Consider the following 24,407-nt stretch of genomic DNA (forward strand, 5'->3'; position numbering starts at 1 on the left):
GGTTTCCTGCGCAACGTTAATCGACGCAGGGTTAGTCGGTCCCTAAGGCGAGGCTGAAAAGCGTAGTCGATGGAAAACAGGTTAATATTCCTGTACTTCTGGTTATTGCGATGGAGGGACGGAGAAGGCTAGGCCAGCTTGGCGTTGGTTGTCCAAGTTTAAGGTGGTAGGCTGAGATCTTAGGTAAATCCGGGATCTTAAGGCCGAGAGCTGATGACGAGTTACCCTTTGGGTGACGAAGTGGTTGATGCCATGCTTCCAAGAAAAGCTTCTAAGCTTCAGGTAACCAGGAACCGTACCCCAAACCGACACAGGTGGTTGGGTAGAGAATACCAAGGCGCTTGAGAGAACTCGGGTGAAGGAACTAGGCAAAATGGCACCGTAACTTCGGGAGAAGGTGCGCCGGTGAGGGTGAAGGACTTGCTCCGTAAGCTCATGCCGGTCGAAGATACCAGGCCGCTGCGACTGTTTATTAAAAACACAGCACTCTGCAAACACGAAAGTGGACGTATAGGGTGTGACGCCTGCCCGGTGCCGGAAGGTTAATTGATGGGGTTAGCTAACGCGAAGCTCTTGATCGAAGCCCCGGTAAACGGCGGCCGTAACTATAACGGTCCTAAGGTAGCGAAATTCCTTGTCGGGTAAGTTCCGACCTGCACGAATGGCGTAACGATGGCGGCGCTGTCTCCACCCGAGACTCAGTGAAATTGAAATCGCTGTGAAGATGCAGTGTATCCGCGGCTAGACGGAAAGACCCCGTGAACCTTTACTATAGCTTTGCACTGGACTTTGAATTTGCTTGTGTAGGATAGGTGGGAGGCTTTGAAGCGTGGACGCCAGTTCGCGTGGAGCCATCCTTGAAATACCACCCTGGCAACTTTGAGGTTCTAACTCAGGTCCGTTATCCGGATCGAGGACAGTGTATGGTGGGTAGTTTGACTGGGGCGGTCTCCTCCTAAAGAGTAACGGAGGAGTACGAAGGTGCGCTCAGACCGGTCGGAAATCGGTCGTAGAGTATAAAGGCAAAAGCGCGCTTGACTGCGAGACAGACACGTCGAGCAGGTACGAAAGTAGGTCTTAGTGATCCGGTGGTTCTGTATGGAAGGGCCATCGCTCAACGGATAAAAGGTACTCCGGGGATAACAGGCTGATACCGCCCAAGAGTTCATATCGACGGCGGTGTTTGGCACCTCGATGTCGGCTCATCACATCCTGGGGCTGAAGCCGGTCCCAAGGGTATGGCTGTTCGCCATTTAAAGTGGTACGCGAGCTGGGTTTAGAACGTCGTGAGACAGTTCGGTCCCTATCTGCCGTGGACGTTTGAGATTTGAGAGGGGCTGCTCCTAGTACGAGAGGACCGGAGTGGACGAACCTCTGGTGTTCCGGTTGTCACGCCAGTGGCATTGCCGGGTAGCTATGTTCGGGAAAGATAACCGCTGAAAGCATCTAAGCGGGAAACTTGCCTCAAGATGAGATCTCACTGGAACCTTGAGTTCCCTGAAGGGCCGTCGAAGACTACGACGTTGATAGGTTGGGTGTGTAAGCGCTGTGAGGCGTTGAGCTAACCAATACTAATTGCCCGTGAGGCTTGACCATATAACACCCAAGCAATTTGACTACTCGAAAGAGCATCAGATTGCGGTGTGTGAAGACGCAATGAACCGAAAGTTCGCTATGCTCACAAGACACCTGTATCACATACCCGATTTGCTGAAGCGAGGCCAACAGGTCACGAGTCAGTACCCGAATTTCTTGACGACCATAGAGCGTTGGAACCACCTGATCCCATCCCGAACTCAGAAGTGAAACGATGCATCGCCGATGGTAGTGTGGGGTTTCCCCATGTGAGAGTAGGTCATCGTCAAGATTAAATTCCGAAACCCCAATTGCGAAAGCAGTTGGGGTTTTGTTTTGCCCGCAGGAAAGTGGTTTGATCGTCAGAATCACACGATACGCGTGCTCCAGCCGTCGCTAGGACTGCCGTTGGGCAAAATCCTTCTGAAGTGACCACTCGGTTTTTGGTATGGTGCAGCTCGTTTTTTAACGGACTGATGTCATGCCCATGGATCGGCACTCAAATTATGTCAAAGAGTCGCTGTAGAAATGCCTGAACCCATCCCCATCAAGGATCACGAGAAAGAGAAGCGGTTGGTCAATAAACGGTTGATCGCCTGCGCTCTATTCGTCTTTGCTATCAGCTGCGCGCTGGTGGTGCGCCTGTACATCCTGCAAGTGGTTGAGTACGACTACCACTCGACCATCTCCGAAAACAACCGCGTGCACATTTTGCCGATCCCGCCGACACGAGGCTTGATCTACGACCGCAATGGCGTGCTGCTCGCTGATAACCGACCCAGTTACAACCTGGTGATCACCCGCGAACGCGCCACTGATGTCAATCAGGAACTGGACGAGGTGATCAATCTCCTGCATCTGCCCGCTGAAGATCGCACGGTTTTCGATAAGGCAATGAAGCAGTCCCGTCATCCATTTACCCCGGTGACACTGTTCTACGAACTGACGGAAGAACAGATCGCCGTGTTGGCAGTCAACGAGTTCCGTTTGCCGGGCCTCGATGTCGAGCCGCAGTTCGTGCGGCATTACCCGCTGGGGCCGCACTTCGCGCATTCGATCGGCTACGTTGGCCGGATCAACGAGAAAGAGTCCAAAACCCTCGACTCGGTGGAGTATCGCGGCACCCAATCCATCGGCAAAACCGGCATCGAACGCTTCTACGAAGCACAGCTGCACGGCCACGTAGGCTATGAAGAAGTTGAGACCAACGCCCAGGGCCGAGTGTTGCGGGTGCTCAAGCACACCGATCCGGTCCCTGGCAAAAACATCGTGCTCAGTCTCGACGTCAAGCTGCAGGAAGCTGCCGAAGCGGCACTGGGGGATCGTCGTGGTTCGGTGGTGGCGCTTGATCCGTCCACCGGTGAGGTACTGGCCATGGTCAGCAACCCGAGTTTCGACCCGAATCTGTTCGTCACCGGCATCAGCTCCAAGGAGTATTCGGCGCTACGCGACTCTATCGACCGACCGCTGTTCAACCGCGTGCTGCGCGGCCTGTATGCGCCGGGCTCGACCATCAAGCCGGAAGTGGCGATTGCCGGTCTCGATGCCGGCGTCGTGACCCCGCAGACCCGCGTTTTCGACCCGGGTTACTACCAACTCCCCGACTTTGATCACAAGTACCGCAACTGGAACCACAGCGGCGATGGCTGGGTGGACATGGACGCGGCGATCATGCGTTCCAACGACACCTACTTCTACGATCTGGCGCACAAGCTCGGCATCGATCGCCTGCACGATTACATGGCGATGTTTGGCCTTGGCGAAAAAGTCTCGCTGGATATGTTTGAAGAGTCGCCCGGTTTGATGCCGTCTCAGGCCTGGAAACGCGCAACACGCCGCCAGGCCTGGTTCCCGGGGGAAACGGTAATTCTCGGCATCGGTCAGGGCTACATGCAGGTCACGCCGCTGCAACTGGCTCAGGCCACCGCACTGATCGCCAACAAAGGCGTATGGAACCGACCGCACCTGGCGAAGACAGTCGATGGTGTGGCGCCGGTTGACGAGCATCCGATGCCCAACATCCTGCTGAAGAACCCGCGTGACTGGGATCAGGTCAACCACGGCATGCAGATGGTGATGCACGATGCCCGGGGGATCGCTCGTGCTGCAGCGGTGGGTGCGCAGTACCGTATTGCGGGCAAGAGTGGTACCGCGCAAGTGGTGGCGATCAAGCAGGGCGAGCGCTACAACCGTGAGAAAACCCTCGAACGCCATCGCGACAACGCCTTGTTCGTCGGCTTCGCTCCGGCGGAGCACCCGAAGATCGCCATCTCGGTAATGATCGAAAACGGCGAGGCTGGTGGTCGCGTCGCCGGTCCGGTGGTGCGGCAGATCATGGACGCCTGGCTATTGGATCAGGACGGCCACCTCAAGCCGCAATACGCTGCGCCTGCCAAGCCGCCGGGTGATCCGCACGTTTAACCTGAGACGTCTCCCGGCACAGGCTCGCGCACGCTGAGCAAAGCCGGGAGACGCCCACGGAAACGTACTACTTGCAGCGGTAACCCTCGGGCATCGTCACGGTGTAGTTGCGCTGCACGCGATCCTCGAAACTCAGGTTCTGCAGGCCTTGTTCCACCAGAAAGGTTTCGACCTTGGCGGCCTGGCAGTCGTCGTTATAGGACGAAGCCCGAAGCAGGTAGACGGTACGCTTGCTCACTTCATCCCGGGCGGTGGCAACGAATGTGCTGAGAGTGGTGTAACCGATTCGCTCCGAGGTACCCACCGGACCATATGTAGTGTTTGGGGTACTGGTGCAGGCCAGCCGATCGTCTTTCTTCTTGATGTTTTTGCACACCGTCGAAGTGCTGGTTACGACCTGCCCGTAATCGGTGGCGGTGTAACGGTAGGACACTTGCCGGCTGCCGATATCGAGGGTGATGGTCATTTTCACCGGAGCATGGTTTCTGGGCAGATCAGCGTCGGTATAAACCTCCTGGAATCCCCGATCCTTCAACGCATTCACCATATTGCGAAGATAGTAGCGAGCATTCAATGCATTTTCAGCAGTGGCGCTTGCCGAGGTCACAAGTACTGTTGCCTTGCGGTCGAACTGATAGTCCGGATCAGGTATCGCGTTGAGCGCTACGTCCAATTGTGTGGCGCAGCCGCTGAGTGACGCTGTCAGCAATAACAGCGCGCATGACAAATAACGGGACATGAAATAGCCGCCTTGAAACTAAGGATTGAATGAGAGTTAAACGATTGCGACTGGCGATAAACAACTCGCCGTCAGGGGAAAGTCCTAGTCTTTCTGATATTCCAGCAGATCGCCCGGTTGGCAATCGAGCGCCGCGCAGAGCTTGTCGAGGGTTGCCATTTTCACGCCTTTGACTTTGCCGTTTTTCAGCAATGACAGATTGGCCTCGGTGATCCCGAGCAGGGCGGCCAGCTCTTTCGAGCGAATTTTTTGCGTGGCCATAACAACATCAAGGCGGACGATAATGGTCATTATATTGTTCTATATGTATTGACTTTGCTCATCGCTGAGCACTTTTGCATCGCGCATGATAATTGAAAACGAACACAGCAATACGCCTTTGATAATTTCGTAGGCAGAAGAGGAGGACAGGCCGATAGAGAACTGAAAAATGCGATCCCCCGGCGGCAGATCTATCGACAAGGCAAGACCTTGCAGGGTCTCTACCAGCGGATAGGCGGCCGGAGAAACGATGCACAGTACCCCCACTCGCCACAGGACCCCGATATTGCGGTCGGTCCAGGTTTCGCCGCGCGACAAGCGCAGGAAAAATAACCCTGTCAGCCATAACGTGTACGCCGACAGGACAACGGGCAGGAAGTCCAGGACAACGATCAGCGCAGTGGCGAATGACGACAGCCAGGTGTCGGGATCGAGCAGTGCGCCTTCGACAAACGGGTCAAGCAATTGTGGTGAGCCTTCAGCGAACGCATAGAGCAGGCTTGCCAGCATTTCATCCTTTTTGAAGATCCAGATCGTAGTGTTGCCGCCGACCTCCGTTACACCCAGAACCCAGACAAGTATCGCTGCCAGCAGCCCGATCCAATGCATGCGCTGCAGCGCCAGTCCGTTGTTGTGAGTACTCATGAAAATTCCTGGTTGTTTCAGTTGGGTAGCGAATTTTCGATGAATAATTATCTAATTACAATAATTTATTTTGATTTATTTCTGCGGCTGCCTTTTCTGCGGTCAGCATCGCATTGCTGCTCGAAACGTTGATAAGAAGACGATCCGCCAGCCGCATACACCCAATCGCCCCGTGGTGCTTGCCATCGTCCTGACGAAAAGGTCAGGCCCCCGGCACCGGGCAACTCATGTCGCCTTCTTCACACTTCAAATACTGCTTCAACGCCTCGACCCGCACTTTGGTGACCCCCGTCAGGCAATTGCTGTAAATCAGCGGATAAACACTGCCGCCCGCGACTCCGGATGCCGAAAACTTGCACTCGGCATCGCGAAACCCGATCCACGCCCGCTGCGCACTCACCAACAGCTTTTTGGCGTCGGCGTTGTCTTTCAAACGGGCGGTGATTTGCTGATAAACCGCATTCAGTTCCTTGTCGGCAGCCTTGAATTCCTGCCCGGCACACTGGTTCATGGTGGCCTGATCGTTCGCGTTGGCACAGTCGACGGCGGCATGGGCGAGGGGCGTGAACAGAAAGGGCGTCAGGGCCAGCAGCAGGCGTGGGGACATGGGGGATCTCACTGTGTCAGATGGAAGTACCGAGCAGTTTAGCGGCTCTGGGGCTTCTATTCAGGTACGCGTAGCCGGGATGCTTCGAGCAGGCGATCTGCGGTGGCCGCAATCTCCTCGCCGTCATGGAGCATTTCCAGCCAGTGGGTGGGAATCGCCCGAACGCCGTAGTAAGCGCCGGCCACCTGACCAACGATAGCGGCAGTGGTGTCGGCGTCATCGCCAAGATTGGCGGCTTGCAGAATCGCCGATGAAAAACTGTCGGTGCGGTGAAAACACCACAGCGCCGCTTCCAGTGACTCGACACTGTAGCCGCTGCCACGGATTTCGCTCGCCGACTTCGCGAGGTAATCGCCTCGAGCGATGGCTGCGACTTTCGGTTGAGCGAAGGTTGAGTCCGGCAGTTTGCGCAACTCTGTTTTGGAGGCGCCAAGCAGGGCTTTGCTGATCAGTTCGGCAAACAACTGACAGCATTCGATGGCTTCGGGGGCTGCATGGGTTGTCCGCGAACTGTCGGTGGCGAACTGGCGGATCTGCCGGGCATCAGGAAAGTAAAACAGCACCACCGGCACCAGGCGCATCAGTGAACCGTTGCCGGCGGTAAACGGGTCGGTAGATCCCGCAAAGGGCTGACCGGTTTGCTGATACTGCGACAGCGCCTGGCTGACCGTCATGCCGATATCGAAACAATCACCGGTGGAGCTGAGATAGCCCCATTTCCACCAGTTCAGATAGCGCCCCATCTGGTCAGCCGCATCGAAGGTGTTTTTGCTCAGCAGACTTTCCGCCAGGCACAGCGCCATCGAAGTGTCATCCGTCCATTGCCCTGGCTTCAAGTGAAAGGGGCCGCCACCGACCATGTCCGTCAGTGGCTGGAATGAGCCCCGCGGCTTGAATTCCACCGTGGTCCCGACAGCATCGCCACAGGCAAGGCCGAGCAGAGCGCCGCGATAACGTTCGGAGAGGGATGGCTGCATGGTTCGTCCTTGTTTGTTTCCATTTCGCAGGAAAAGGTAACAGGTTCATCGGCGGAGAGCGCTCGATTCAACCAGCGGAAATGCCGCCGAATGTTTCCCCATGCTGCACAGTTGCACTGCTTTGATACAACTTCAGGTTGGACATGTGGTCATACAAGCCTACTGTTCAGAACAGGAGGTGACTTATGAAACCGGTACCCAATAGTTTCGAACGCAAAATCAAGCTGAAGGCGCCGCGTTCCTATGTCTGGCGCGCACTGGTCGATGCCGAGGCGTTTGGCCAGTGGTTTGGCGTGGCGCTGGAGGGCAGGCGGTTCATTGCCGGGGAATGGACGCAAGGGCAGGTCACCTATCCGGGTTATGAACATGTGTTGTGGAACGTGCTGGTCGAGCGGGTCGAGCCGCAGCAGCTGTTTTCATTTCGCTGGCACCCCTACGCGGTCAACCCGAGCATCGACTATTCCCAGGAACCGACGACGCTGGTCAAGTTCGACCTGCAGGATTACGAGGACGGTACCTTGCTCAAGGTGTCTGAGTCCGGTTTTGCGCATATTCCCGACGTGCGCCAAAAGGAGGCGTACTACATGGACAGCCGCGGCTGGGAGGAACAACTGAACCGACTTGAACAGTTTCTCGCCGAAAGCGCCAAGACTCGCGAGCGTGACGGTGACTGACTGCGCAATCTTCGCACCCTGGTTGCAATGCTGGGCGCTGGTACCGGACGGTGAACCGATCATTACCCCGGGCAGCCGCCTGTTACCGGTACGTTTCGGCGACACGCCGGCGATGCTCAAGGTTGCGCTGGATACAGACGAGCAATTCGGCAATCAGCTGATGACCTGGTGGGGCGGTGACGGCGCCGCGCGAGTGCTGGCCCATCACGAGGAAGGTTTGTTGCTGGAACGGGCCATGGGCCGGCGTTCGCTGATGCACATGGCGCTCAACGGTGAAGACGACGAGGCCACGCGGATCATGTGCGCGATACTGGCGCGCTTGCATGCGCCGCGTTCAACGCCGCCACCGCCGCTGGTAGAGCTGACGCCGTGGTTCGCCTCGCTGCGGGAGGCCGCCGCCGAACAGGGCGGGACCTATGCCCTGAGCCTGCAAACGGCTGAAGCCTTGCTCGCTGACCCGCAGGACGTAGTGGTGCTGCACGGTGATATGCACCACGACAACGTTCTCGATTTCGGTGCACACGGCTGGCTGGCGATTGATCCCAAACGGGTCCGTGGCGAGCGTGGTTATGACTACGCGAACCTGATCTGCAATCCGGATCTGCCGACGGCTGGCGAGCCGCAGCGTTTGCGCCGTCAGCTCGAAGTGATTGTCGAGGCTTCCGGGCTTGATCGCCGACGCTTGCTGCAGTGGGTGCTGGCGTTCGCCGGGTTGTCCGCGGCGTGGTTTCTCGAAGACGACGCGCAGCAGCAGGCCGCCGGGCAGCTAGAGATCGCGCGAATCGCGGCTTGCCTGCTGGATGCCTGAAGGGGGTAAGGGTTTTCGGAAGTGCCTGTATAGCGAATGTCTTACACGCGTTGGTAGCTTTTGCGACTATTGCCGATTGGATCCACGGCGTAATCTACACCCATCAACTGAGACACAGGGAGTGTTTCAGGATCACGGATGATCGACCATTAGCAAGGATCGCTGCCGACAGGGAGTCGATAATGGTCTTGGGAAAAACCCGCTTCGGCGGGTTTTTTTTCGCCTGGAGAAAAGTGCTGAAGGCTTGTGTCGGGCACCTGTAGCGAGGGGATTTATCCCCGATGGGTAGCGAAGCGACCCCAAAAAAGGGCCTGCTGCGCAGTCCATCAGGGATGAATCCCCTCACCACAGGAGTCAAGCAATCAAGAGGCAATCAGCTGCCGCAGCACGTAGTGCAGGATGCCGCCCGATTTGAAGTACTCCACCTCATTCAATGTATCGATGCGGCACAGTACTTCGATTTTCTCCTGCCGCCCGTCTTCACGGGTGATCACCAACGTAAGGTTCATGCGGGGCGTCAGCTCGACGCCGGTCAGGCCCTGAATATCCAGGGTTTCCTTGCCGGTGAGGTTAAGGCTCTTGCGGTTCTGATCGAGCTTGAACTGCAGCGGCAACACGCCCATGCCCACCAGGTTGGAACGGTGGATGCGCTCGAAGCTTTCAGCGATAACCGCTTTGACTCCCAGCAGGTTGGTGCCTTTTGCTGCCCAGTCACGGCTGGAGCCAGTGCCGTACTCCTGACCGGCGATCACCACCAGCGGCGTGCCCGAGGCCTGATACAGCATGGCCGCATCGTAAATCGGCATTTTCTCGCCGCTCGGGATGTAGATCGTGTTGCCACCTTCTTCGCCGCCAAGCATCTCGTTACGAATGCGGATGTTGGCGAACGTGCCGCGCATCATCACTTCGTGGTTGCCGCGCCGTGAGCCGTAGGAGTTGAAGTCCCGCGGTTCCACGCCTTTCTCGCGCAGATAGCGCCCGGCCGGGCTATCAGCCTTGATGTTGCCGGCAGGTGAGATGTGGTCGGTGGTCACCGAATCGCCCAGCAGCGCCAGAACCCGAGCGCCTTTGACATCCGTGATCACCGGCAACGGGCCGGAAATGTCGTCGAAAAACGGTGGATGCTGGATGTAGGTCGAATCGTCCTGCCACACATAGGTGGCGGCTTGCGGCACCTCGATCGCCTGCCATTGCTCGTCGCCGGCAAACACTTCGGCGTATTCCTTGTGGAACATCGCGGTGTTGACCTGACTGACCGCGTCGGCGATTTCCTTGCTGCTCGGCCAGAGATCCCGCAGGTACACCGGATTGCCTTGTTGGTCGTTACCCAGCGGCTCGCTGCTGATGTCGGTGCGTACGCTGCCGGCCAGGGCGTAGGCGACCACCAGCGGTGGCGAGGCCAGCCAATTGGTCTTGACCAGCGGATGCACCCGGCCTTCGAAGTTGCGGTTGCCGGACAGCACCGACGCCACGGTGAGGTCGGCTTTCTGAATGGCTTTTTCGATCGGCTCCGGCAACGGCCCGGAGTTGCCGATACAGGTGGTGCAGCCATAACCGACCAGCGAGAACCCGAGTTGATCAAGGTATTGCGTCAGCCCCGCAGCCTTGTAGTAGTCGGTGACCACTTTCGAGCCGGGTGCCAGCGAACTCTTCACCCACGGCTTGCGGGTCAGGCCTTTCTCCACGGCTTTTTTCGCCAGCAGACCGGCCGCCATCATCACGCTCGGGTTCGAGGTGTTGGTGCACGAGGTGATCGCGGCGATCACCACTGCGCCGTTTTTCAAGCGGTAGGTGTGGCCTTCGTATTCGTACTCGGTTTCGCCGACCAGATCGGCGTTACCCACGGCCACGCCACCACCACCCTCGCTTTCCAGGCGACCTTCTTCCTTGCTGGTGGGCTTGAATTGCAGGTCCATGAAATCACTGAAGGCCTGCGCCACATTCGGCAGGGAGACCCGGTCCTGTGGGCGTTTCGGCCCGGCGAGGCTGGCTTCGACGCTGCCCATGTCCAGCGCCAGGCTGTCGGTGAACACCGGTTCCTGGCCGGGCAGGCGCCACAGGCCCTGAGCCTTGGTGTAGGCCTCGACCAGTTTCACCACTTCGGTCGGGCGACCGGACAGGCGCAGGTATTCCAGAGTGACGTCATCGACCGGGAAGAAGCCGCAGGTCGCGCCGTATTCCGGGGCCATGTTGGCGATAGTCGCGCGGTCGGCCAGTGGCAGATCGGCGAGGCCATCACCGTAGAATTCGACGAATTTGCCGACCACACCTTTCTTGCGCAGCATCTGCGTGACGGTCAGCACCAGATCGGTGGCGGTGATGCCTTCCTTGAGCTTGCCGGTGAGTTTGAAACCGATCACTTCCGGAATCAGCATCGACACCGGTTGGCCGAGCATCGCGGCTTCCGCCTCGATCCCGCCAACGCCCCAGCCGAGTACGCCGAGGCCATTGATCATGGTGGTGTGGGAGTCGGTGCCGACCAGGGTGTCGGGGAACGCGTAGGTGCGGCCGTCCTCATCCTTGGTCCACACCGTGCGCCCGAGGTATTCGAGGTTGACCTGGTGGCAGATCCCGGTGCCCGGCGGCACCACGCTGAAGTTGTCGAAGGCACTCTGGCCCCAACGCAGAAAGGCGTAGCGTTCGCCGTTACGCTGCATCTCGATGTCGACGTTCTGTTCGAAGGCGCTCGGGGTGGCGAATTTGTCGACCATCACCGAGTGGTCGATCACCAGATCCACCGGCGACAACGGGTTGATCCGCTGCGGGTCGCCGCCGGCCTTGGCCATCGCCGCGCGCATGGCGGCGAGGTCGACCACGGCGGGTACGCCGGTAAAGTCTTGCATCAATACCCGGGCCGGGCGGTACTGGATTTCCCGGTCGGAGCGTCGCTCCTTGAGCCACGCGGCAATGGCCTTGAGGTCGGCACCGGTGACAGTTTTTTCATCTTCCCAGCGCAGCAGGTTTTCCAGCAGGACTTTCAGCGACATCGGCAACTGGTCGATATTGCCCAGGCTTTTCGCGGCATCCGGCAGGCTGAAATAGTGGTAGGTTTTTTCGTCTACTTTCAGGGTTTTAAGGGTTTTCAGGCTATCGAGGGACGGCATTACGATCACTCCTTTGAGTCCGCACGGCTACGGACTGAGGGGACGGGCAGAGCTATCAACGTAGCCCTGTTTTCAGTAGCTGGCTAATAACTGGACTCTATTGACGGAACCAAGGTTCCGACATCGGCTATCATGCGCCGGTTTTCGTGACAGGCTTTGCTTCACCGCAAGGCTTGAGCAGCGCGCAGGGGCCGAATGTCCGCCCTCTGCCCAGGAGTAAGAATGAACACCCTATTCATGCATTGCCGGCCAGGCTTCGAAGGCGAAGTCTGTTCGGAGATTTCCGACCTCGCCGCCCACCTCAACGTGGCCGGTTACGCCAAGGCCAAACCGGCCACCGCTTACGCCGAGTTTGTCTGCACCGAAGAAGACGGTGCCGAGCGTCTGATGCGCGGCCAACGTTTCGCCGAGCTGATTTTCCCGCGGCAATGGGCGCGTGGCGTCTTCATCGACCTGCCGGAAACCGACCGCATCAGTGTGATCCTCGAGCACATGGCGGACTTCCCGGTCTGCGGCAGCCTGTGGCTGGAAGTGGTCGACACCAACGACGGTAAAGAGCTGTCGAACTTCTGCAAGAAATTCGAAGGCCCGCTGCGCAAGGCACTGACCGGCGCCGGCAAATTGGTGGACGACGCGAACAAACCGCGCCTGCTGCTGACCTTCAAGAGTGGTCGCGAAGTGTTTCTCGGCATGGCCGATGCCGGCAACTCGGCGATGTGGCCGATGGGCATTCCGCGCCTGAAGTTTCCGCGCGAGGCACCAAGCCGTTCGACGTTGAAGCTGGAAGAGGCCTGGCACCACTTCATCCCGCGTGATCAGTGGGACGAGCGCCTGCACAGCGACATGACCGGCGTCGACCTCGGCGCCGCTCCGGGTGGCTGGACCTGGCAACTGGTCAACCGCGGCATGCTGGTCACCGCGATCGACAACGGCCCGATGGCCGAGAGCCTGATGGACACCGGGCTGGTACAGCACTTGATGGCCGACGGCTTCACCTTCAAGCCCAAGCAACCGGTGGACTGGATGGTCTGCGACATCGTCGAGAAGCCGGCGCGTAACGCGGCGATGCTCGAAGAGTGGATCGGCGAGGGGCATTGCCGCGAAGCGGTGGTCAACCTCAAGTTGCCGATGAAACAGCGCTATGCCGAAGTGAAGCGCCTGCTCGAGCGCATCGCCGATGGCTTCAAGGCGCGCGGGATCAAGGTCGATATTGGCTGCAAGCAGCTGTATCACGACCGTGAAGAGGTCACGTGCCACCTGCGCCGGCATGACGTGAAGAAAAACAAATCCCGCTAAGTCACCAATAAACCCTGTGGGAATGATCTCTGCGGTGAGGGGATTTATCCCCGATGGGATGTAGCGCATTCCCAGTCTTTGGGGCCGCTTCGCGTCCCATCGGGGATAAATCCCCTCGCTACAGATGACTGAGCACCCGGCATGCGCGACAATGCCGGCCAGTTTCAGGAGTGAATCATGAGTGAAATGATCGACACGCCGGTCGACGGCACCCTCGACGCCACCGGTCTCAATTGCCCGGAACCGGTGATGATGCTGCACCAGCACATCCGTGACCTGGTGCCTGGCGGCCTGCTCAAGGTGATCGCCACCGATCCCTCGACCCGTCGCGACATTCCCAAGTTCTGCGTGTTCCTCGACCACGAACTGGTGGGCCAGCACGAAGAGGCTGGTACTTATCTGTACTGGATCCGCAAGAAACAAGCCTGATCCTCAGGCAAACGCAAAACCCAATGTGGGAGCGGGCTTGCTCGCGAAAGCGGTGTGTCAGTCACTGTAAATGTCGACTGAAACACTGCTTTCGCGAGCAAGCCCGCTCCCACTTTTTTGTACTGTGTTATTGGTTTAACCCGCGCTGCGACTCATCCGGATACGCTTGCGCGCACTGCGCGTCAGGCGAATCGACAGCATGAACGCCGCGCAGCTCAGACCAACGATCAAACCCTGCCACAAGCCGCTCGGGCCACGCGGCTCGCCGAGCCAGTCGGTCAGGCCGAGGGCGTAACCCACCGGCAGGCCGATGCCCCAGTAGGCGAACAGCGTCAGGATCATCGTCACCCGGGTGTCCTGATAACCGCGCAGGGCGCCGGCAGCCGTCACCTGGATTGCGTCGGAAAACTGGAACAGCGCCGAATACACAATCAGCATCGCCGCGATATGAATCACCGTCGGGTCGGCGGTGTAGATCGCCGCAATCGGCTCGCGCAGCAACAGCATCATGCTCGCCGACAGACAGGCGTAGGCCAACGCAGTGCCCATGCCGACGCCGGCGGCGAAGCGTGCCTCACGCGGTTCTTCACGGCCCAGTGCCTGGCCGACACGCACGGTGACCGCCATGCCCAGCGAATACGGAATCATGAACACCAGCGAGCTGACGTTCAGCGCAATCTGGTGCCCGGCCACCACCGTCGCGCCGAGGCTGCCGATCAGCAGGGCGATCACGGCGAAGATGCTCGACTCGGCAAACACCGCGATGCCAATCGGCAGACCGATCGCCAGCAGACGCTTGATCACCGCCCATTGTGGCCAGTCGAAACGGCTGAAGATCTCGCTCGAACGATAAGCTGGCGCCCAGCGCTCGTAACCGGCCAGACCCAGCGCCATGACCCACATCACGATCGCCGTGGCCCAGCCGCAGCCGACGCCGCCCATGGCCGGTACGCCGAAGTGGCCATAGATGAAGATGTAGTTCAGCGGAATGTTCAGCGCCAGACCGCACAGGCCCAGCACCATCGCCGGACGGGTGCGGCCGATGCCGTCACTGGTGCAGCGCAGCACATGATAGAACGCCACCGCCGGCAGGCCGCTGGCAATGCCGTGCAGGTATTGCATGCACGGGCCGATCAGCTCGGGATCGACTTTCATCAGGTGCAGCACCGGTTCGGCGGCGACCAGCATGCAAGTCGCGATCAACCCCACCACCAGCGCCAGCCACAACGCCTGACGGACGATCGGGCCGATTTCACTGTGGGTGCCGGCGCCGAAACGCTGGGCGACTTTCGGTGTGGTGGCCAGCAGGGTGCCGGTCATCAACAGAAAAACCGGGACCCAGATCGAGTTGCCCAGCGCCACCGCCGCCAGATCACGTGGCCCGACGCGGCCGGCCATCACGGCATCGACGAAGCCCATGGCGGTGGTCGCCAGTTGCGCGATGATGATCGGCAACGCCAGGGCGAGCAGGTTCCTGAACTCCAGGCGAATTCGCGCGGGGCGGGTGAGTGAGGCAGCGAGAGGTTGATCAGTAACAGAATTCACAGGCAAAGCGTCCACAGGTGTTGATGCGCAAGGCGCCGCATTCTACGCCGCTGACGTGACAGTCAGGAAAAATCCTCTGTTGCGGATTTGTAATCATCAAGGCCATCCACTGTGGCGAGGCAGCTTGCTCCCGCCGGGAAGCGAAGCGCCCTCGCCACCGTGCAGTCTGCGCTGGCTCAACGGTGGATCAGCACCTAAACTGCCGATCCCCCCAAGGAGCCCGCCATGCTGATTGTTGCCGACGAAAATATCCCGCTGCTCGATGCCTTTTTTGCCGGTTTCGGCGAGATCCGCCGGGTCCCGGGCCGCTCCATCGACCGTGCGACGGTCGAGCAGGCCGACGTGCTGCTGGTGCGCTCGGTGACCAACGTCAATCGCGCGCTGCTCGAAGGCAGCAAGGTGCGTTTCGTCGGCACGTGCACTATCGGCACCGATCATCTGGATCTCGATTATTTCAACGAGGCCGGCATCACCTGGTCCAGCGCACCCGGTTGCAATGCGCGGGGCGTGGTCGATTACGTACTCGGCAGCCTCATGACTTTGGCGGAAATTGAAGGCGTCGATCTGCCACAACGTACTTACGGCGTCATCGGTGCCGGTGAAGTCGGCGGCCGGTTGATCAAGGTCCTCAAGGGCCTGGGCTGGAATGTCAAAGTCTGCGACCCGCCGCGTCAGGCGGCCGAGGGCGGCGATTACGTCAGCCTCGAGAAGATCATCGAGCAGTGCGACGTGATCAGCCTGCACACGCCGCTGACCCGTACCGGCGAAGGCGCGACCTGGCACCTGTTTGATGAGCAGCGTTTGCAACAGCTCAAATCCGGTACCTGGCTGATCAACGCCGCCCGTGGTCCGGTGGTGGATAATGCCGCGCTGCGCAAAGTGCTGCTGGCGCGCGAAGACCTGCAAGCAGTGCTCGACGTTTGGGAAGCCGAGCCTGAAGTCGATGTGGCCCTCGCCGAACTCTGCGTGCTGGCCACGCCGCACATTGCCGGCTACAGCCTTGATGGCAAGCAGCGCGGTACGGCGCAGATCTATCAGGCTTATTGCGAGTTTATCGGTCAGCCGCCGAGCATCCAGCTCAGTGACCTGTTGCCGGCACCGTGGCTGTCAGAAGTGACCCTGCACGCCGACAGCGATCCGGCCTGGGCGCTGGCGATGTTGTGCCGCGGGGTGTACGACCCACGTCGCGATGACGCGGATTTTCGCCGTAGTCTTGTAGGCAATGTCGGTGAGCAGCGTGCGGCGTTCGATGTGTTGCGCAAGCAGTATCCGGTGCGACGCGAGATTGAAGGGCTGAAGGTGCGGGTCAACGGGAATTCGCCGCAGTTGCAAAAGATTGTGGCGGCGCTGGGGGCGGTGGCTGTCTGAAGATCCTGTAGGAGCTGCCGGAGGCTGCGATCTTTTGATCTTGCCTTTGAAAAACAAAGTCAAAAGATCGCAGCCTTCGGCAGCTCCTACACAGAACAGCAGAGAACGGCAGGCAGAAAAAACCCGGCCAAACAGGGGCCGGGTCAGGAAGACGGTGGCTATATCACTTTTGTTCGGCAGGCTTGACCAATCGTTTCTCCAGTTCGCGGCATGCTTGCTGGATCATGTCTTCAGTGATCGGTACTTCACGCCCGTCCTTATCAATAATCGAGCAACCCAGAGGTTGGCCGGGCTTGGTGCGGATCACTTGAATCTTGTCATCGCTGCGGTGTTGCAAGGACATGGCCTGTCTCCTCATCAGGTTGTGCACGTAGATTAAAACCGCCACGTGACCAGGCTGTGACAACACCTTTGGGTCTGTCAAAAGCGGCATCTCCACTCCAACAGAAATGACCGCTCGTCTCAACCGGGACATTAGACCAATAGCAACTATGGCCTAGTCTTTGGGGGCATATTTAACCTGACTCATTGTGATTTACAGAGTTCCGCCCCATAGAAGGTTTAGGCTAGCCCTTTCACCAACACGGATGTGTACCTGAATGATCTCGAAGCTTTCTTCCCGGCACCGTCGCGCGCTGAGTCTGACCAGCCGATTTCTGGCGCCTTATCGTTGGCAAGTCTGCGCTGCGCTGCTGGCGTTGATCGTCACCGCGGCCGTCACTTTGTCGATGGGGCAGGGGATCAAATTGCTGGTCGATCGGGGCTTCATGACCCAGTCGCCGCACCAGTTGAATCAGAGCATTGGGATCTTCATGCTGATGGTACTGGGCCTGGCGATCGGCACGTTTGCGCGGTTTTACTGGGTATCGTGGATCGGCGAGCGCTGTGTGGCGGATATCCGGCGCGAGGTGTTCAACCATCTGGTGTATCTGCATCCCGGTTTTTACGAGAACAACCGCAGTTCGGAGATTCAGTCACGGCTGACTGCCGACACCACATTGCTGCAATCGGTGATCGGCTCGTCACTGTCGATGTTTCTGCGCAACCTGTTGATGGTGATCGGCGGGGTGGTCCTGCTGTTCGTCACCAACCCGAAACTCACCAGCATCGTGGTGATTGCCTTGCCGTTCGTAGTCGCCCCGATCCTGATTTTCGGTCGGCGCGTGCGCAATCTGTCGCGGCTGAGCCAGGACCGGGTCGCCGACATCGGCAGCTATGTCTCCGAGACCCTCGGCCAGATCAAGACCGTGCAGGCCTACAACCATCAGGTGCAGGACGAGCGGCGTTTCGCCACGACGGTCGAGGACGCATTCGACACGGCGCGCAAACGGATTTTTCAGCGTTCCTGGATGATCACTGTGGTGATCGTGCTGGTGCTGGGCGCGGTGGCGGTGATGTTGTGGTTCGGTGGCATGGACGTGATTGCCGGGCGCATTACCGGTGGCGAACTGGCGGCTTTCGTCTTCTACAGCCTGATCGTCGGCAGTGCGATCGGCACGTTGAGCGAGGTGATCGGTGAGCTGCAACGTGCGGCGGGTGCCGCCGAGCGGATCGCTGAATTGCTCAGTTCAAAAAACATCATCCAGCCACCGACCATCGGGCTGGTGACGTTGCCAGAACGGATCAAGGGCGAACTGCAATTGCAGAATGTGCACTTTTCCTACCCGTCGCGTCCGGACAGCTACGCCGTCAACGGCTTGAGCCTGACCATCAGGGCCGGCGAGACCCTGGCCCTTGTCGGGCCATCCGGTGCAGGCAAGTCCACGGTGTATGACTTGCTGTTGCGCTTCTACGACCCGATTGAGGGCCGGATCCTGATCGACGGCGTACCGCTGACCAGTCTCGACCCGCTGGACCTGCGCCGCAATTTCGCCCTGGTCTCGCAATCGCCCGCGCTGTTTTTCGGCAGCGTCGAAGAGAATATTCGTTACGGCAATGCTGGCGCGACACTGGAGCAGGTCAAGGAAGCGGCAAGAATTGCCCATGCCCATGACTTCATCGAGAAGATGCCCAACGGCTATCAGACCCATCTGGGGGACGCCGGCCTCGGCCTTTCCGGCGGCCAGCGTCAACGCCTGGCGATTGCCCGCGCGCTGCTGGTGGATGCGCCGATTCTGCTGCTGGACGAAGCTACCAGCGCCCTCGATGCGCAAAGCGAACATCTGATTCAGGAAGCCTTGCCCAGCCTGATGCAAAACCGCACCACGCTGGTGATCGCACATCGACTGGCCACGGTGAAAAACGCCGACCGGATCGCCGTTATGGATCAGGGCCAGTTGGTAGCGATCGGTACCCACCAGGAGCTGATCGTGAGCAATCCGCTGTATGCGCGGTTGGCGGCGCTGCAGTTCAATGATGGGCACGCCGTGGCGGTTTAGAACTGGCGCAGGCCTTTGCTGACGACAAAAAAATGCCCGCATCGATTGATGCGGGCATTTTTCATTTCAGGTAATCAGCACCGGTCATTGGTCGTCGAAATACCGCTCATGCCAATCCACCAGCGGCTGCGGTGAATTGAGTTTCTGGCCGTAGATCACCGAGTACGACAGCACGTTCTGCACGTACTGGCGGGTTTCGTCGAACGGGATGCTTTCCACCCAGACGTCGAAGCTCAGGTGATCGGCGCCGCGCAGCCACTGACGCACGCGGCCGGGGCCGGCGTTGTAGGCGGCGGAGGCGAGCACGCGGTTGCCGTTGAACTGGCTGTGCACCTGACTCAGGTAAGCGGCGCCGAGCTGGATGTTTTTATCAGGATCAAGCACTTGCTGTGGCGAGGCCAGCGGGATGCTGAACTTGCGTGCGGTTTCCTTGGCGGTGCCGGGCATCAACTGCATCAGACCGCTGGCGCCGACGCCGGAGCGGGCATCGTCCATGAAGGCGCTTTCCTGGCGGGTGATGGCGAACACCCAGCTCGAATGCAACCCGCGAACCTTGGCTTCACGCACCAGCGTGTCGCGGTGGGCCATCGGGAAGCGGATGTCCAGGTCGTCCCAGTACTGCGCCTGGCTGATGGTGCGGATCGCCGGGAAGTACCATTTCAGGTCGTAGGCCAGTTTGGCCTGGGCGACCATTTCGTCACGATTGAAATGGCGGCTTACGTGATACCACTCGCGACGCCCGTCGACGATCTGCCCACGGGCATGGAATTCCAGAGCACGGCGTATGCCCGGTGTATTGCGCACCTTGTTGATGGTGGCCTGGCTGAGCACAAGCGGCTTGTTCATTAGCGAATAAGGCGATTGCGAACGGTCGGCGGCGAGGAAACCGTAGAAATCGCGTTCCTTGGCCAGATTCTTGTACAGGGTCTGCGCTTCCGGGTTCTGCGGTTGCGCCAGTTCCAGGCTGCGTGCCTGCCAGTAGCGCCAGCGGTTGGTGGTCGCCAGATCCTGTGGCAGGCGACGGGTCAATTGATAGGCATCGTCCCAGCGTGCCAGGCGCAACAGTAGACGCAGGCGCCATTCGGAAACGGTGTTGTCACGCAGCTCGGGATCGTATTGAGTCATCACGTCCAGCCCGCGGCTGTCGAAACGCCGGGCCAGGGTCAGGCCGATTTCCCGGGCAATCGCGACCTTCTCGTCACGGGAGAAATGCATGCTGCTGGCGTAACCGTCGAGCAGGGCCATGGCCCTGTCCGGATCCTGACGGGCGAGGCGACGCAGGCCGAGGCTGACAATGTCGGACATCGGCTCGTCGTTCGGGGTGAAGCGCGAAGGCTGATTGAGCAGTTCAGGTTTTTGCGCCACATCGACCAGCAGACGGCCGCGCGGCGCGAGGGTGGTCAGGCCGTTGACCAGGCTGTTCGCCAATGGATAGTTGCGCGCCTGAGCGGCGAGTTTGGTGCGCTCCCAGCGTTTCTGTTCGGTCAACTGGCCATCGGCAGCCCAGATCCCGAACAGCCCGTCACAGGCGGCCGGTTGCGATTTACCAGTCAGCCACAGTTTGTCGGCGTTGGCGTAACCCTCGGCCTTGTGGCCGCTGCTGATCTGGTACTGCGCGTTGAGGCAGTCCAGTTCGGTGAAATTGAGTTTCGGGTCGTAATACTTGACGAAAGTCGCCCAATCGCCACGGTCGGCGAGCCAGCGCAACCAGCGCAATTTCATCCAGTTGGCCTGTGGCAGGTCACCGTGTTCGGCGAGGAACTTCTCGATTTCCTCGTTACTGGCGGTCTTCAGGCGCGCGGTCAGTTCGTCGTAGGCCAGGTACGGTTCCAGCGGATAATCGGCCAGGGCCTGGCTGTAGCGGAAGTATGGGCCGGTATCGCCCTTGGCCAGTGCGCGCTTGGCTTCATCGTAATACTGGCGTTGGGTGGACAGATCCACCGCCTGGGCGGATTGAGCGGCAGCGGCGGTGAGTAGCAAACAGGACAAGACACTGAAAAGGCGACTGCGCATGAGACATCCGGGCAGAGAAATCATGACAAGTGCCGACCTCGATCAGCACTGAATTGTCTGTAGCTTAGCCTTTTGCCAGCGAGCGGCGAAAGCTTTGCGGGTCTCGCAGCACAAGTTCGCAACAAATGTTGTGCAGAGTGCTTCAGCAGACAAATTGCCGGCCTGCTGAGGGCCTAACTCAGGTAGAATGCGCGCCCGGTTTTTGGAGAAGCTCATGACCCTGCTCAAATTCAGCGATGTGTCCCTTGCATTCGGCGCGATGCCGTTGTTGGACAAGGTGTCCTGGCAGATCGCCCGTGGTGAGCGGGTGTGCATCATCGGCCGCAACGGCACTGGCAAGTCCAGCATGATGAAACTGGTCAAGGGCGACCAGAAGCCCGATGACGGCTCGGTGTGGCGTGCCCCCGGTCTGAAAATCGGCGAATTGCCGCAAGAATTGCCGGTGGCCGACGAGCGGACCGTATTCGACGTGGTTGCCGAAGGCCTCGACGGCGTTGGCGCCTTGCTCGCCGAATACCATCACCTGAGCCAGAACATCGTCACCGACGCCGATCTGGACAAGCTGATGCACGTTCAGCACGACCTTGAAGCCCGTGACGGCTGGCGCTTGCAGACCCTGGTCGACAGCACCCTGAGCCGCCTGCAACTGCCGGCCGACAAGACCCTCGCCGAGTTGTCCGGCGGCTGGCGCCGTCGCGTGCTGCTGGCGCAGGCGCTGGTCTCGGAACCGGATCTGCTGCTGCTCGACGAACCGACCAACCACCTGGACATCGGTGCGATTGCCTGGCTTGAAGAAGCGCTGAAGGATTTCCAGGGCGCCGTGCTGTTCATCACGCACGACCGTTCTTTCCTGCAGAACCTCGCCACGCGCATCCTCGAACTGGATCGCGGCGGCCTGATCGACTGGAACGGCGACTACGCCAGCTTCCTCGTGCACAAAGAAGCTGCGCTGGCCGCGGAAGAAACTGCCAACGCGCTGTTCGACAAGCGTCTGGCTCAGGAAGAAGTGTGGATCCGTCAGGGCATCAAGGCCCGTCGTACCCGTAACGAAGGTCGCGTTCGCGCGCTGAAAGCCCTGCGTGTTGAGCGCAGCGAGCGTCGCGAGCGTACCGGCAAGGCGAACATCCAGCTGGAAACCGCCGACAAGTCCGGCAAGCAAGTGATGGTGTTGGAAAATGTCAGCTTCCATCACCCGGACGGTCCGTACCTGATCAAGGACTTCTCGATGGTCCTGCAACGCGGCGACCGGATCGGCCTGCTCGGTGCCAACGGTACCGGCAAGACCACCTTGCTCAAACTGATGCTCAACGGTCTGCAACCGACCAGCGGCAAAGTGGAAGAGGGTACGCGCATCGACGTGGCCTACTTCGACCAGTTGCGCCATCAGCTGGATCTGGAAAAGACCGTGATCGACAACGTCGCCGAAGGTCGCGACTTCATCGATATCGACGGCCAGAGCCGCCACGTCCTGAGCTACCTCGGCGACTTCCTGTTCAGTCCGCAGCGTGCCCGCACGCCGGTCAAGGCGCTGTCCGGTGGCGAGCGTGCGCGCTTGCTGCTGGCCAAACTGTTCAGCAAACCGGCGAACCTGCTGGTACTCGACGAACCGACCAACGACCTCGACGTGGAAACCCTCGAACTGCTCGAAGAAGTGCTGCTGACCTTCAACGGCACTGTGCTGATGGTCAGTCACGACCGGGCATTCCTCGACAACGTGGTCACCAGCACCCTGGTCTTCGAAGGTGAAGGCAAGGTGCGTGAATACGTCGGTGGCTATCAGGACTGGATCCGTCAGGGCGGTTCGCCGCGCCTGCTGGGCGTGACCGAGAGCAAGTCGGGCAAGGCTGACCTCAACTCGGCGGTGGTCACCGCTGAGCCTGCACCGGTGGCCGTACCTGCTGCGGCACCGGCGGCCAAGAAAAAGCTGAGCTACAAGCTGCAGCGCGAGCTGGAAGCATTGCCGGGCGACATCGATGCCAAGGAGCAGCAGATCGCGGCCGTCGAAGCCGAAATGGCCGAAGCCGGCTTCTATCAGCGTCCGCCGGCAGAAACGGCCAAGGTGATTGCTTCGCTGGAGCAGTTGCAGGCTGAGCTGGATGCACTGGTGGAGCGTTGGGCCGAGCTGGATGCCTGATTGATCCGGCCATGAAAAAGCCCGGCGTTCAGTGATGAGCGCCGGGCTTTTCATATACGGGTGGAGACCTAATGTGGGAGCGAGCCTGCTCGCGAATGCGGTGTGTCAGGCGGCATTAATGCTGAATGTTCCGACGCCTTCGCGAGCAGGCTCGCTCCCACACTGATCAGTGTTTCAGCGTTTGACCAGATGCACTGCGAGCACATCGCAGGGCGCGCCGTGCAGCACGTCGTTGGCGGTGGAGCCGAGCAGCAGCGCCAGACCATGGCGGCCATGGCTGCCGACCACGATCAGGTCGCACAGTTGCTCCTTGGCGAAGTGATGGATTTCCTGGCGTGGCTGGCCGTAGGTCAGGTGGCAATTGGCGCCTTCCAGCTCGGGGTATTTGTGCTTGAGCGTATCAAGGCGTTGCTTGGCCTGATCGAACTGCTGCTGTTGCAGTTGTGACAGATCCATCGGCACATCGCCGCCGAATGCCATCGCCATTGGTTCGACGATATGCACCAGCGACAGCTTGGCGCCATTGCTCGCCGACAGCTCGCGGGCGCGGTGAATCACAGGGTCGCACTCTTCGGTCAGGTCTACGGCGACCAGGATATGGTGGTAGGGCATGAGGTGCTCCTCGTGACGGATCAATATTGTTAAGTATGGCTGGTTTCAAGCGCATTGGTTCCAAAGTGACGCAATGCGCTCACCTATAAGTCGGGAGTAGAGATATGACGGTCTGGTTGGTGGTGTCAATCCTGCTGGTGGTTCTGAGTCCACTGGCATGGTTGCGCCCATCGCGCGTGCAGAGCGGCCGGATGGCCCTGCGCATGGAGGCTCGGCGCATCGGACTGGCCATGCAGTTAGCGCCTCAGGAGTGGCCGCACTGGCTGTCTCAGGAGCCGCCCAACCCGTGTGCGCAATATCACCGGCCACGGCGTGGCAGTCAGCCGGCGTGCTGGACCTACTGGCAGAAATCGCCGGGCGTGTGGGTCAATCAGTGGCAGGAAGTCTGCGAAGACCGGTTGTTGCTCAATCATTTCGAAAAGTTGCCGAGCAACGTGTTCAAGGTCGAGGCCGACAAGCAGATGATCGCCTTGTACTGGGGCGAGAAGGGCGAAGCCACGGTTCTGCAGGATATCGATGCGACTCTGAAAGCACTGGCATGACTCGCGGACTTTTCCCACTGCAAGGGTGGGGAGCGTCCGGCAGACGAGCAATAAAAAGCCCGACATGATTCATCGGGCGGGGTGGCCAGGCAGGCCGGTAACTGTTTTTGTCGCTGATTCGTCTTTTTGCAGTCAGCGGATATCCCTGTAGTCCAGCCAGCGTAGCCTTTTAAACAGGGCTCGTTGCGAATTAGGGCGACTTTTCTAACTATTGATTCTATGAATGGCTTTGCATGCAGAGGCGTATTGCAGCTCTGCGTGCGACGGAAGTGACCGCAA

General features: G+C 59.4%; 19 protein-coding genes and 2 rRNA genes (1 of these 21 only partly in view). 11 read left to right on the plus strand and 10 right to left on the minus strand.

Annotation, left to right across the window (positions count from 1 at the left end; all coding sequences use genetic code 11):
• The 3 genes from JFU48_RS16660 to mrdA form a co-directional block, all read left to right on the plus strand.
• Positions 1-1,596, plus strand: a 23S ribosomal RNA gene (locus tag JFU48_RS16660); it begins 1,296 nt to the left of the window's first position.
• Positions 1,597-1,751: 155 nt separating this feature from the next.
• Positions 1,752-1,867 (plus strand): 5S ribosomal RNA (gene rrf, locus JFU48_RS16665).
• Between the two features lie 236 nt (positions 1,868-2,103).
• Positions 2,104-3,996 carry a penicillin-binding protein 2 gene (gene mrdA / locus JFU48_RS16670; protein ID WP_103486294.1) on the plus strand — a complete coding sequence of 631 codons (1,893 nt, stop codon included), beginning with the start codon at positions 2,104-2,106 and terminating at the stop codon, positions 3,994-3,996.
• A 67-nt stretch (positions 3,997-4,063) separates the two neighbouring features.
• On the opposite strand, the gene JFU48_RS16675 is transcribed toward mrdA, so the two are convergent.
• The 5 genes from JFU48_RS16675 to JFU48_RS16695 form a co-directional block, all read right to left on the minus strand.
• Positions 4,064-4,735 (minus strand): hypothetical protein, encoded by a 672-nt coding sequence (locus JFU48_RS16675; protein ID WP_103486293.1) that lies wholly within the window; start codon positions 4,733-4,735, stop codon positions 4,064-4,066.
• A gap of 84 nt (positions 4,736-4,819) precedes the next feature.
• Positions 4,820-5,026 (minus strand): helix-turn-helix domain-containing protein, encoded by a 207-nt coding sequence (locus tag JFU48_RS16680; RefSeq protein WP_003226632.1) that lies wholly within the window; start codon positions 5,024-5,026, stop codon positions 4,820-4,822.
• Between the two features lie 9 nt (positions 5,027-5,035).
• On the minus strand, positions 5,036-5,641 hold the full coding sequence (locus JFU48_RS16685; RefSeq protein WP_003226630.1) for a hypothetical protein: 606 nt from the start codon (positions 5,639-5,641) through the stop codon (positions 5,036-5,038).
• 202 nt (positions 5,642-5,843) lie between these two features.
• Positions 5,844-6,248: a lysozyme inhibitor LprI family protein gene (locus tag JFU48_RS16690; RefSeq protein WP_003226627.1), complete on the minus strand. Its 405-nt coding sequence runs from the start codon at positions 6,246-6,248 to the stop codon at positions 5,844-5,846.
• 56 nt (positions 6,249-6,304) lie between these two features.
• Positions 6,305-7,225 carry an ADP-ribosylglycohydrolase family protein gene (locus JFU48_RS16695; RefSeq protein WP_201136981.1) on the minus strand — a complete coding sequence of 307 codons (921 nt, stop codon included), beginning with the start codon at positions 7,223-7,225 and terminating at the stop codon, positions 6,305-6,307.
• A 185-nt stretch (positions 7,226-7,410) separates the two neighbouring features.
• Here JFU48_RS16695 and JFU48_RS16700 point away from each other — a divergent pair, with 185 nt between their 5' ends.
• Positions 7,411-7,899 carry an SRPBCC family protein gene (locus JFU48_RS16700; protein WP_201136982.1) on the plus strand — a complete coding sequence of 163 codons (489 nt, stop codon included), beginning with the start codon at positions 7,411-7,413 and terminating at the stop codon, positions 7,897-7,899.
• Positions 7,886-8,707: an aminoglycoside phosphotransferase family protein gene (locus JFU48_RS16705; RefSeq protein WP_201136983.1), complete on the plus strand. Its 822-nt coding sequence runs from the start codon at positions 7,886-7,888 to the stop codon at positions 8,705-8,707. Before JFU48_RS16700 ends, JFU48_RS16705 begins: the two co-directional genes overlap by 14 nt.
• A 362-nt stretch (positions 8,708-9,069) precedes the next feature.
• Here JFU48_RS16705 and acnA read toward each other — a convergent pair whose 3' ends face one another.
• On the minus strand, positions 9,070-11,811 hold the full coding sequence (gene acnA, locus JFU48_RS16710) for an aconitate hydratase AcnA (protein ID WP_201136984.1): 2,742 nt from the start codon (positions 11,809-11,811) through the stop codon (positions 9,070-9,072).
• 222 nt (positions 11,812-12,033) lie between these two features.
• Here acnA and rlmM point away from each other — a divergent pair, with 222 nt between their 5' ends.
• Positions 12,034-13,107 (plus strand): 23S rRNA (cytidine(2498)-2'-O)-methyltransferase RlmM, encoded by a 1,074-nt coding sequence (rlmM, locus tag JFU48_RS16715; protein ID WP_103486287.1) that lies wholly within the window; start codon positions 12,034-12,036, stop codon positions 13,105-13,107.
• 177 nt (positions 13,108-13,284) lie between these two features.
• Positions 13,285-13,536 (plus strand): sulfurtransferase TusA, encoded by a 252-nt coding sequence (tusA, locus tag JFU48_RS16720; protein WP_003226616.1) that lies wholly within the window; start codon positions 13,285-13,287, stop codon positions 13,534-13,536.
• A 135-nt stretch (positions 13,537-13,671) separates the two neighbouring features.
• On the opposite strand, the gene JFU48_RS16725 is transcribed toward tusA, so the two are convergent.
• Positions 13,672-15,081 (minus strand): MATE family efflux transporter, encoded by a 1,410-nt coding sequence (locus JFU48_RS16725; RefSeq protein ID WP_003226614.1) that lies wholly within the window; start codon positions 15,079-15,081, stop codon positions 13,672-13,674.
• Positions 15,082-15,306: 225 nt separating this feature from the next.
• On the opposite strand from JFU48_RS16725, the gene pdxB reads away from it, so the two are divergent.
• Positions 15,307-16,449 (plus strand): 4-phosphoerythronate dehydrogenase PdxB, encoded by a 1,143-nt coding sequence (gene pdxB, locus JFU48_RS16730; RefSeq protein WP_201136985.1) that lies wholly within the window; start codon positions 15,307-15,309, stop codon positions 16,447-16,449.
• A 163-nt stretch (positions 16,450-16,612) separates the two neighbouring features.
• Here pdxB and JFU48_RS16735 read toward each other — a convergent pair whose 3' ends face one another.
• Positions 16,613-16,792 carry a PA1571 family protein gene (locus JFU48_RS16735; RefSeq protein WP_045122558.1) on the minus strand — a complete coding sequence of 60 codons (180 nt, stop codon included), beginning with the start codon at positions 16,790-16,792 and terminating at the stop codon, positions 16,613-16,615.
• A 256-nt stretch (positions 16,793-17,048) separates the two neighbouring features.
• On the opposite strand from JFU48_RS16735, the gene JFU48_RS16740 reads away from it, so the two are divergent.
• Positions 17,049-18,827: an ABC transporter transmembrane domain-containing protein gene (locus tag JFU48_RS16740; RefSeq protein WP_201136986.1), complete on the plus strand. Its 1,779-nt coding sequence runs from the start codon at positions 17,049-17,051 to the stop codon at positions 18,825-18,827.
• Positions 18,828-18,911: 84 nt separating this feature from the next.
• Here JFU48_RS16740 and JFU48_RS16745 read toward each other — a convergent pair whose 3' ends face one another.
• Positions 18,912-20,840, minus strand: coding sequence for a transglycosylase SLT domain-containing protein (locus tag JFU48_RS16745; protein ID WP_201136987.1), 1,929 nt, complete (start codon positions 20,838-20,840; stop codon positions 18,912-18,914).
• A 214-nt stretch (positions 20,841-21,054) separates the two neighbouring features.
• On the opposite strand from JFU48_RS16745, the gene JFU48_RS16750 reads away from it, so the two are divergent.
• Entirely contained in the window at positions 21,055-22,974 is a 1,920-nt protein-coding gene (locus JFU48_RS16750) for an ATP-binding cassette domain-containing protein (protein ID WP_201136988.1), read from the plus strand.
• Positions 22,975-23,148: 174 nt separating this feature from the next.
• Here the strand turns inward: JFU48_RS16750 and JFU48_RS16755 are convergent, their stop codons facing one another.
• Positions 23,149-23,586 carry a universal stress protein gene (locus tag JFU48_RS16755; RefSeq protein WP_103485797.1) on the minus strand — a complete coding sequence of 146 codons (438 nt, stop codon included), beginning with the start codon at positions 23,584-23,586 and terminating at the stop codon, positions 23,149-23,151.
• Positions 23,587-23,690: 104 nt separating this feature from the next.
• Between JFU48_RS16755 and JFU48_RS16760 the strand changes: the two genes are divergently transcribed.
• On the plus strand, positions 23,691-24,128 hold the full coding sequence (locus JFU48_RS16760) for a hypothetical protein (RefSeq protein ID WP_201136989.1): 438 nt from the start codon (positions 23,691-23,693) through the stop codon (positions 24,126-24,128).
• Positions 24,129-24,407: the final 279 nt, after the last annotated feature.

The sequence above is a fragment of the Pseudomonas sp. TH49 genome, assembly GCF_016650625.1.
GTDB classification, from domain to species: Bacteria; Pseudomonadota; Gammaproteobacteria; order Pseudomonadales; family Pseudomonadaceae; genus Aquipseudomonas; species Aquipseudomonas fluorescens_H.

Excerpts from the sequence above, each read along its gene's own strand:
- mrdA (WP_103486294.1), top strand. The coding sequence starts at position 2,104 with ATGCCTGAACCCATCCCCATCAAGGATCACGAGAAAGAGAAGCGGTTG.
- JFU48_RS16675 (WP_103486293.1), bottom strand. The coding sequence starts at position 4,735 with ATGTCCCGTTATTTGTCATGCGCGCTGTTATTGCTGACAGCGTCACTC.
- JFU48_RS16680 (WP_003226632.1), bottom strand. The coding sequence starts at position 5,026 with ATGACCATTATCGTCCGCCTTGATGTTGTTATGGCCACGCAAAAAATT.
- JFU48_RS16685 (WP_003226630.1), bottom strand. The coding sequence starts at position 5,641 with ATGAGTACTCACAACAACGGACTGGCGCTGCAGCGCATGCATTGGATC.
- JFU48_RS16690 (WP_003226627.1), bottom strand. The coding sequence starts at position 6,248 with ATGTCCCCACGCCTGCTGCTGGCCCTGACGCCCTTTCTGTTCACGCCC.
- JFU48_RS16695 (WP_201136981.1), bottom strand. The coding sequence starts at position 7,225 with ATGCAGCCATCCCTCTCCGAACGTTATCGCGGCGCTCTGCTCGGCCTT.
- JFU48_RS16700 (WP_201136982.1), top strand. The coding sequence starts at position 7,411 with ATGAAACCGGTACCCAATAGTTTCGAACGCAAAATCAAGCTGAAGGCG.
- acnA (WP_201136984.1), bottom strand. The coding sequence starts at position 11,811 with ATGCCGTCCCTCGATAGCCTGAAAACCCTTAAAACCCTGAAAGTAGAC.
- rlmM (WP_103486287.1), top strand. The coding sequence starts at position 12,034 with ATGAACACCCTATTCATGCATTGCCGGCCAGGCTTCGAAGGCGAAGTC.
- tusA (WP_003226616.1), top strand. The coding sequence starts at position 13,285 with ATGAGTGAAATGATCGACACGCCGGTCGACGGCACCCTCGACGCCACC.
- pdxB (WP_201136985.1), top strand. The coding sequence starts at position 15,307 with ATGCTGATTGTTGCCGACGAAAATATCCCGCTGCTCGATGCCTTTTTT.
- JFU48_RS16735 (WP_045122558.1), bottom strand. The coding sequence starts at position 16,792 with ATGTCCTTGCAACACCGCAGCGATGACAAGATTCAAGTGATCCGCACC.
- JFU48_RS16740 (WP_201136986.1), top strand. The coding sequence starts at position 17,049 with ATGATCTCGAAGCTTTCTTCCCGGCACCGTCGCGCGCTGAGTCTGACC.
- JFU48_RS16745 (WP_201136987.1), bottom strand. The coding sequence starts at position 20,840 with ATGCGCAGTCGCCTTTTCAGTGTCTTGTCCTGTTTGCTACTCACCGCC.
- JFU48_RS16750 (WP_201136988.1), top strand. The coding sequence starts at position 21,055 with ATGACCCTGCTCAAATTCAGCGATGTGTCCCTTGCATTCGGCGCGATG.
- JFU48_RS16755 (WP_103485797.1), bottom strand. The coding sequence starts at position 23,586 with ATGCCCTACCACCATATCCTGGTCGCCGTAGACCTGACCGAAGAGTGC.
- JFU48_RS16760 (WP_201136989.1), top strand. The coding sequence starts at position 23,691 with ATGACGGTCTGGTTGGTGGTGTCAATCCTGCTGGTGGTTCTGAGTCCA.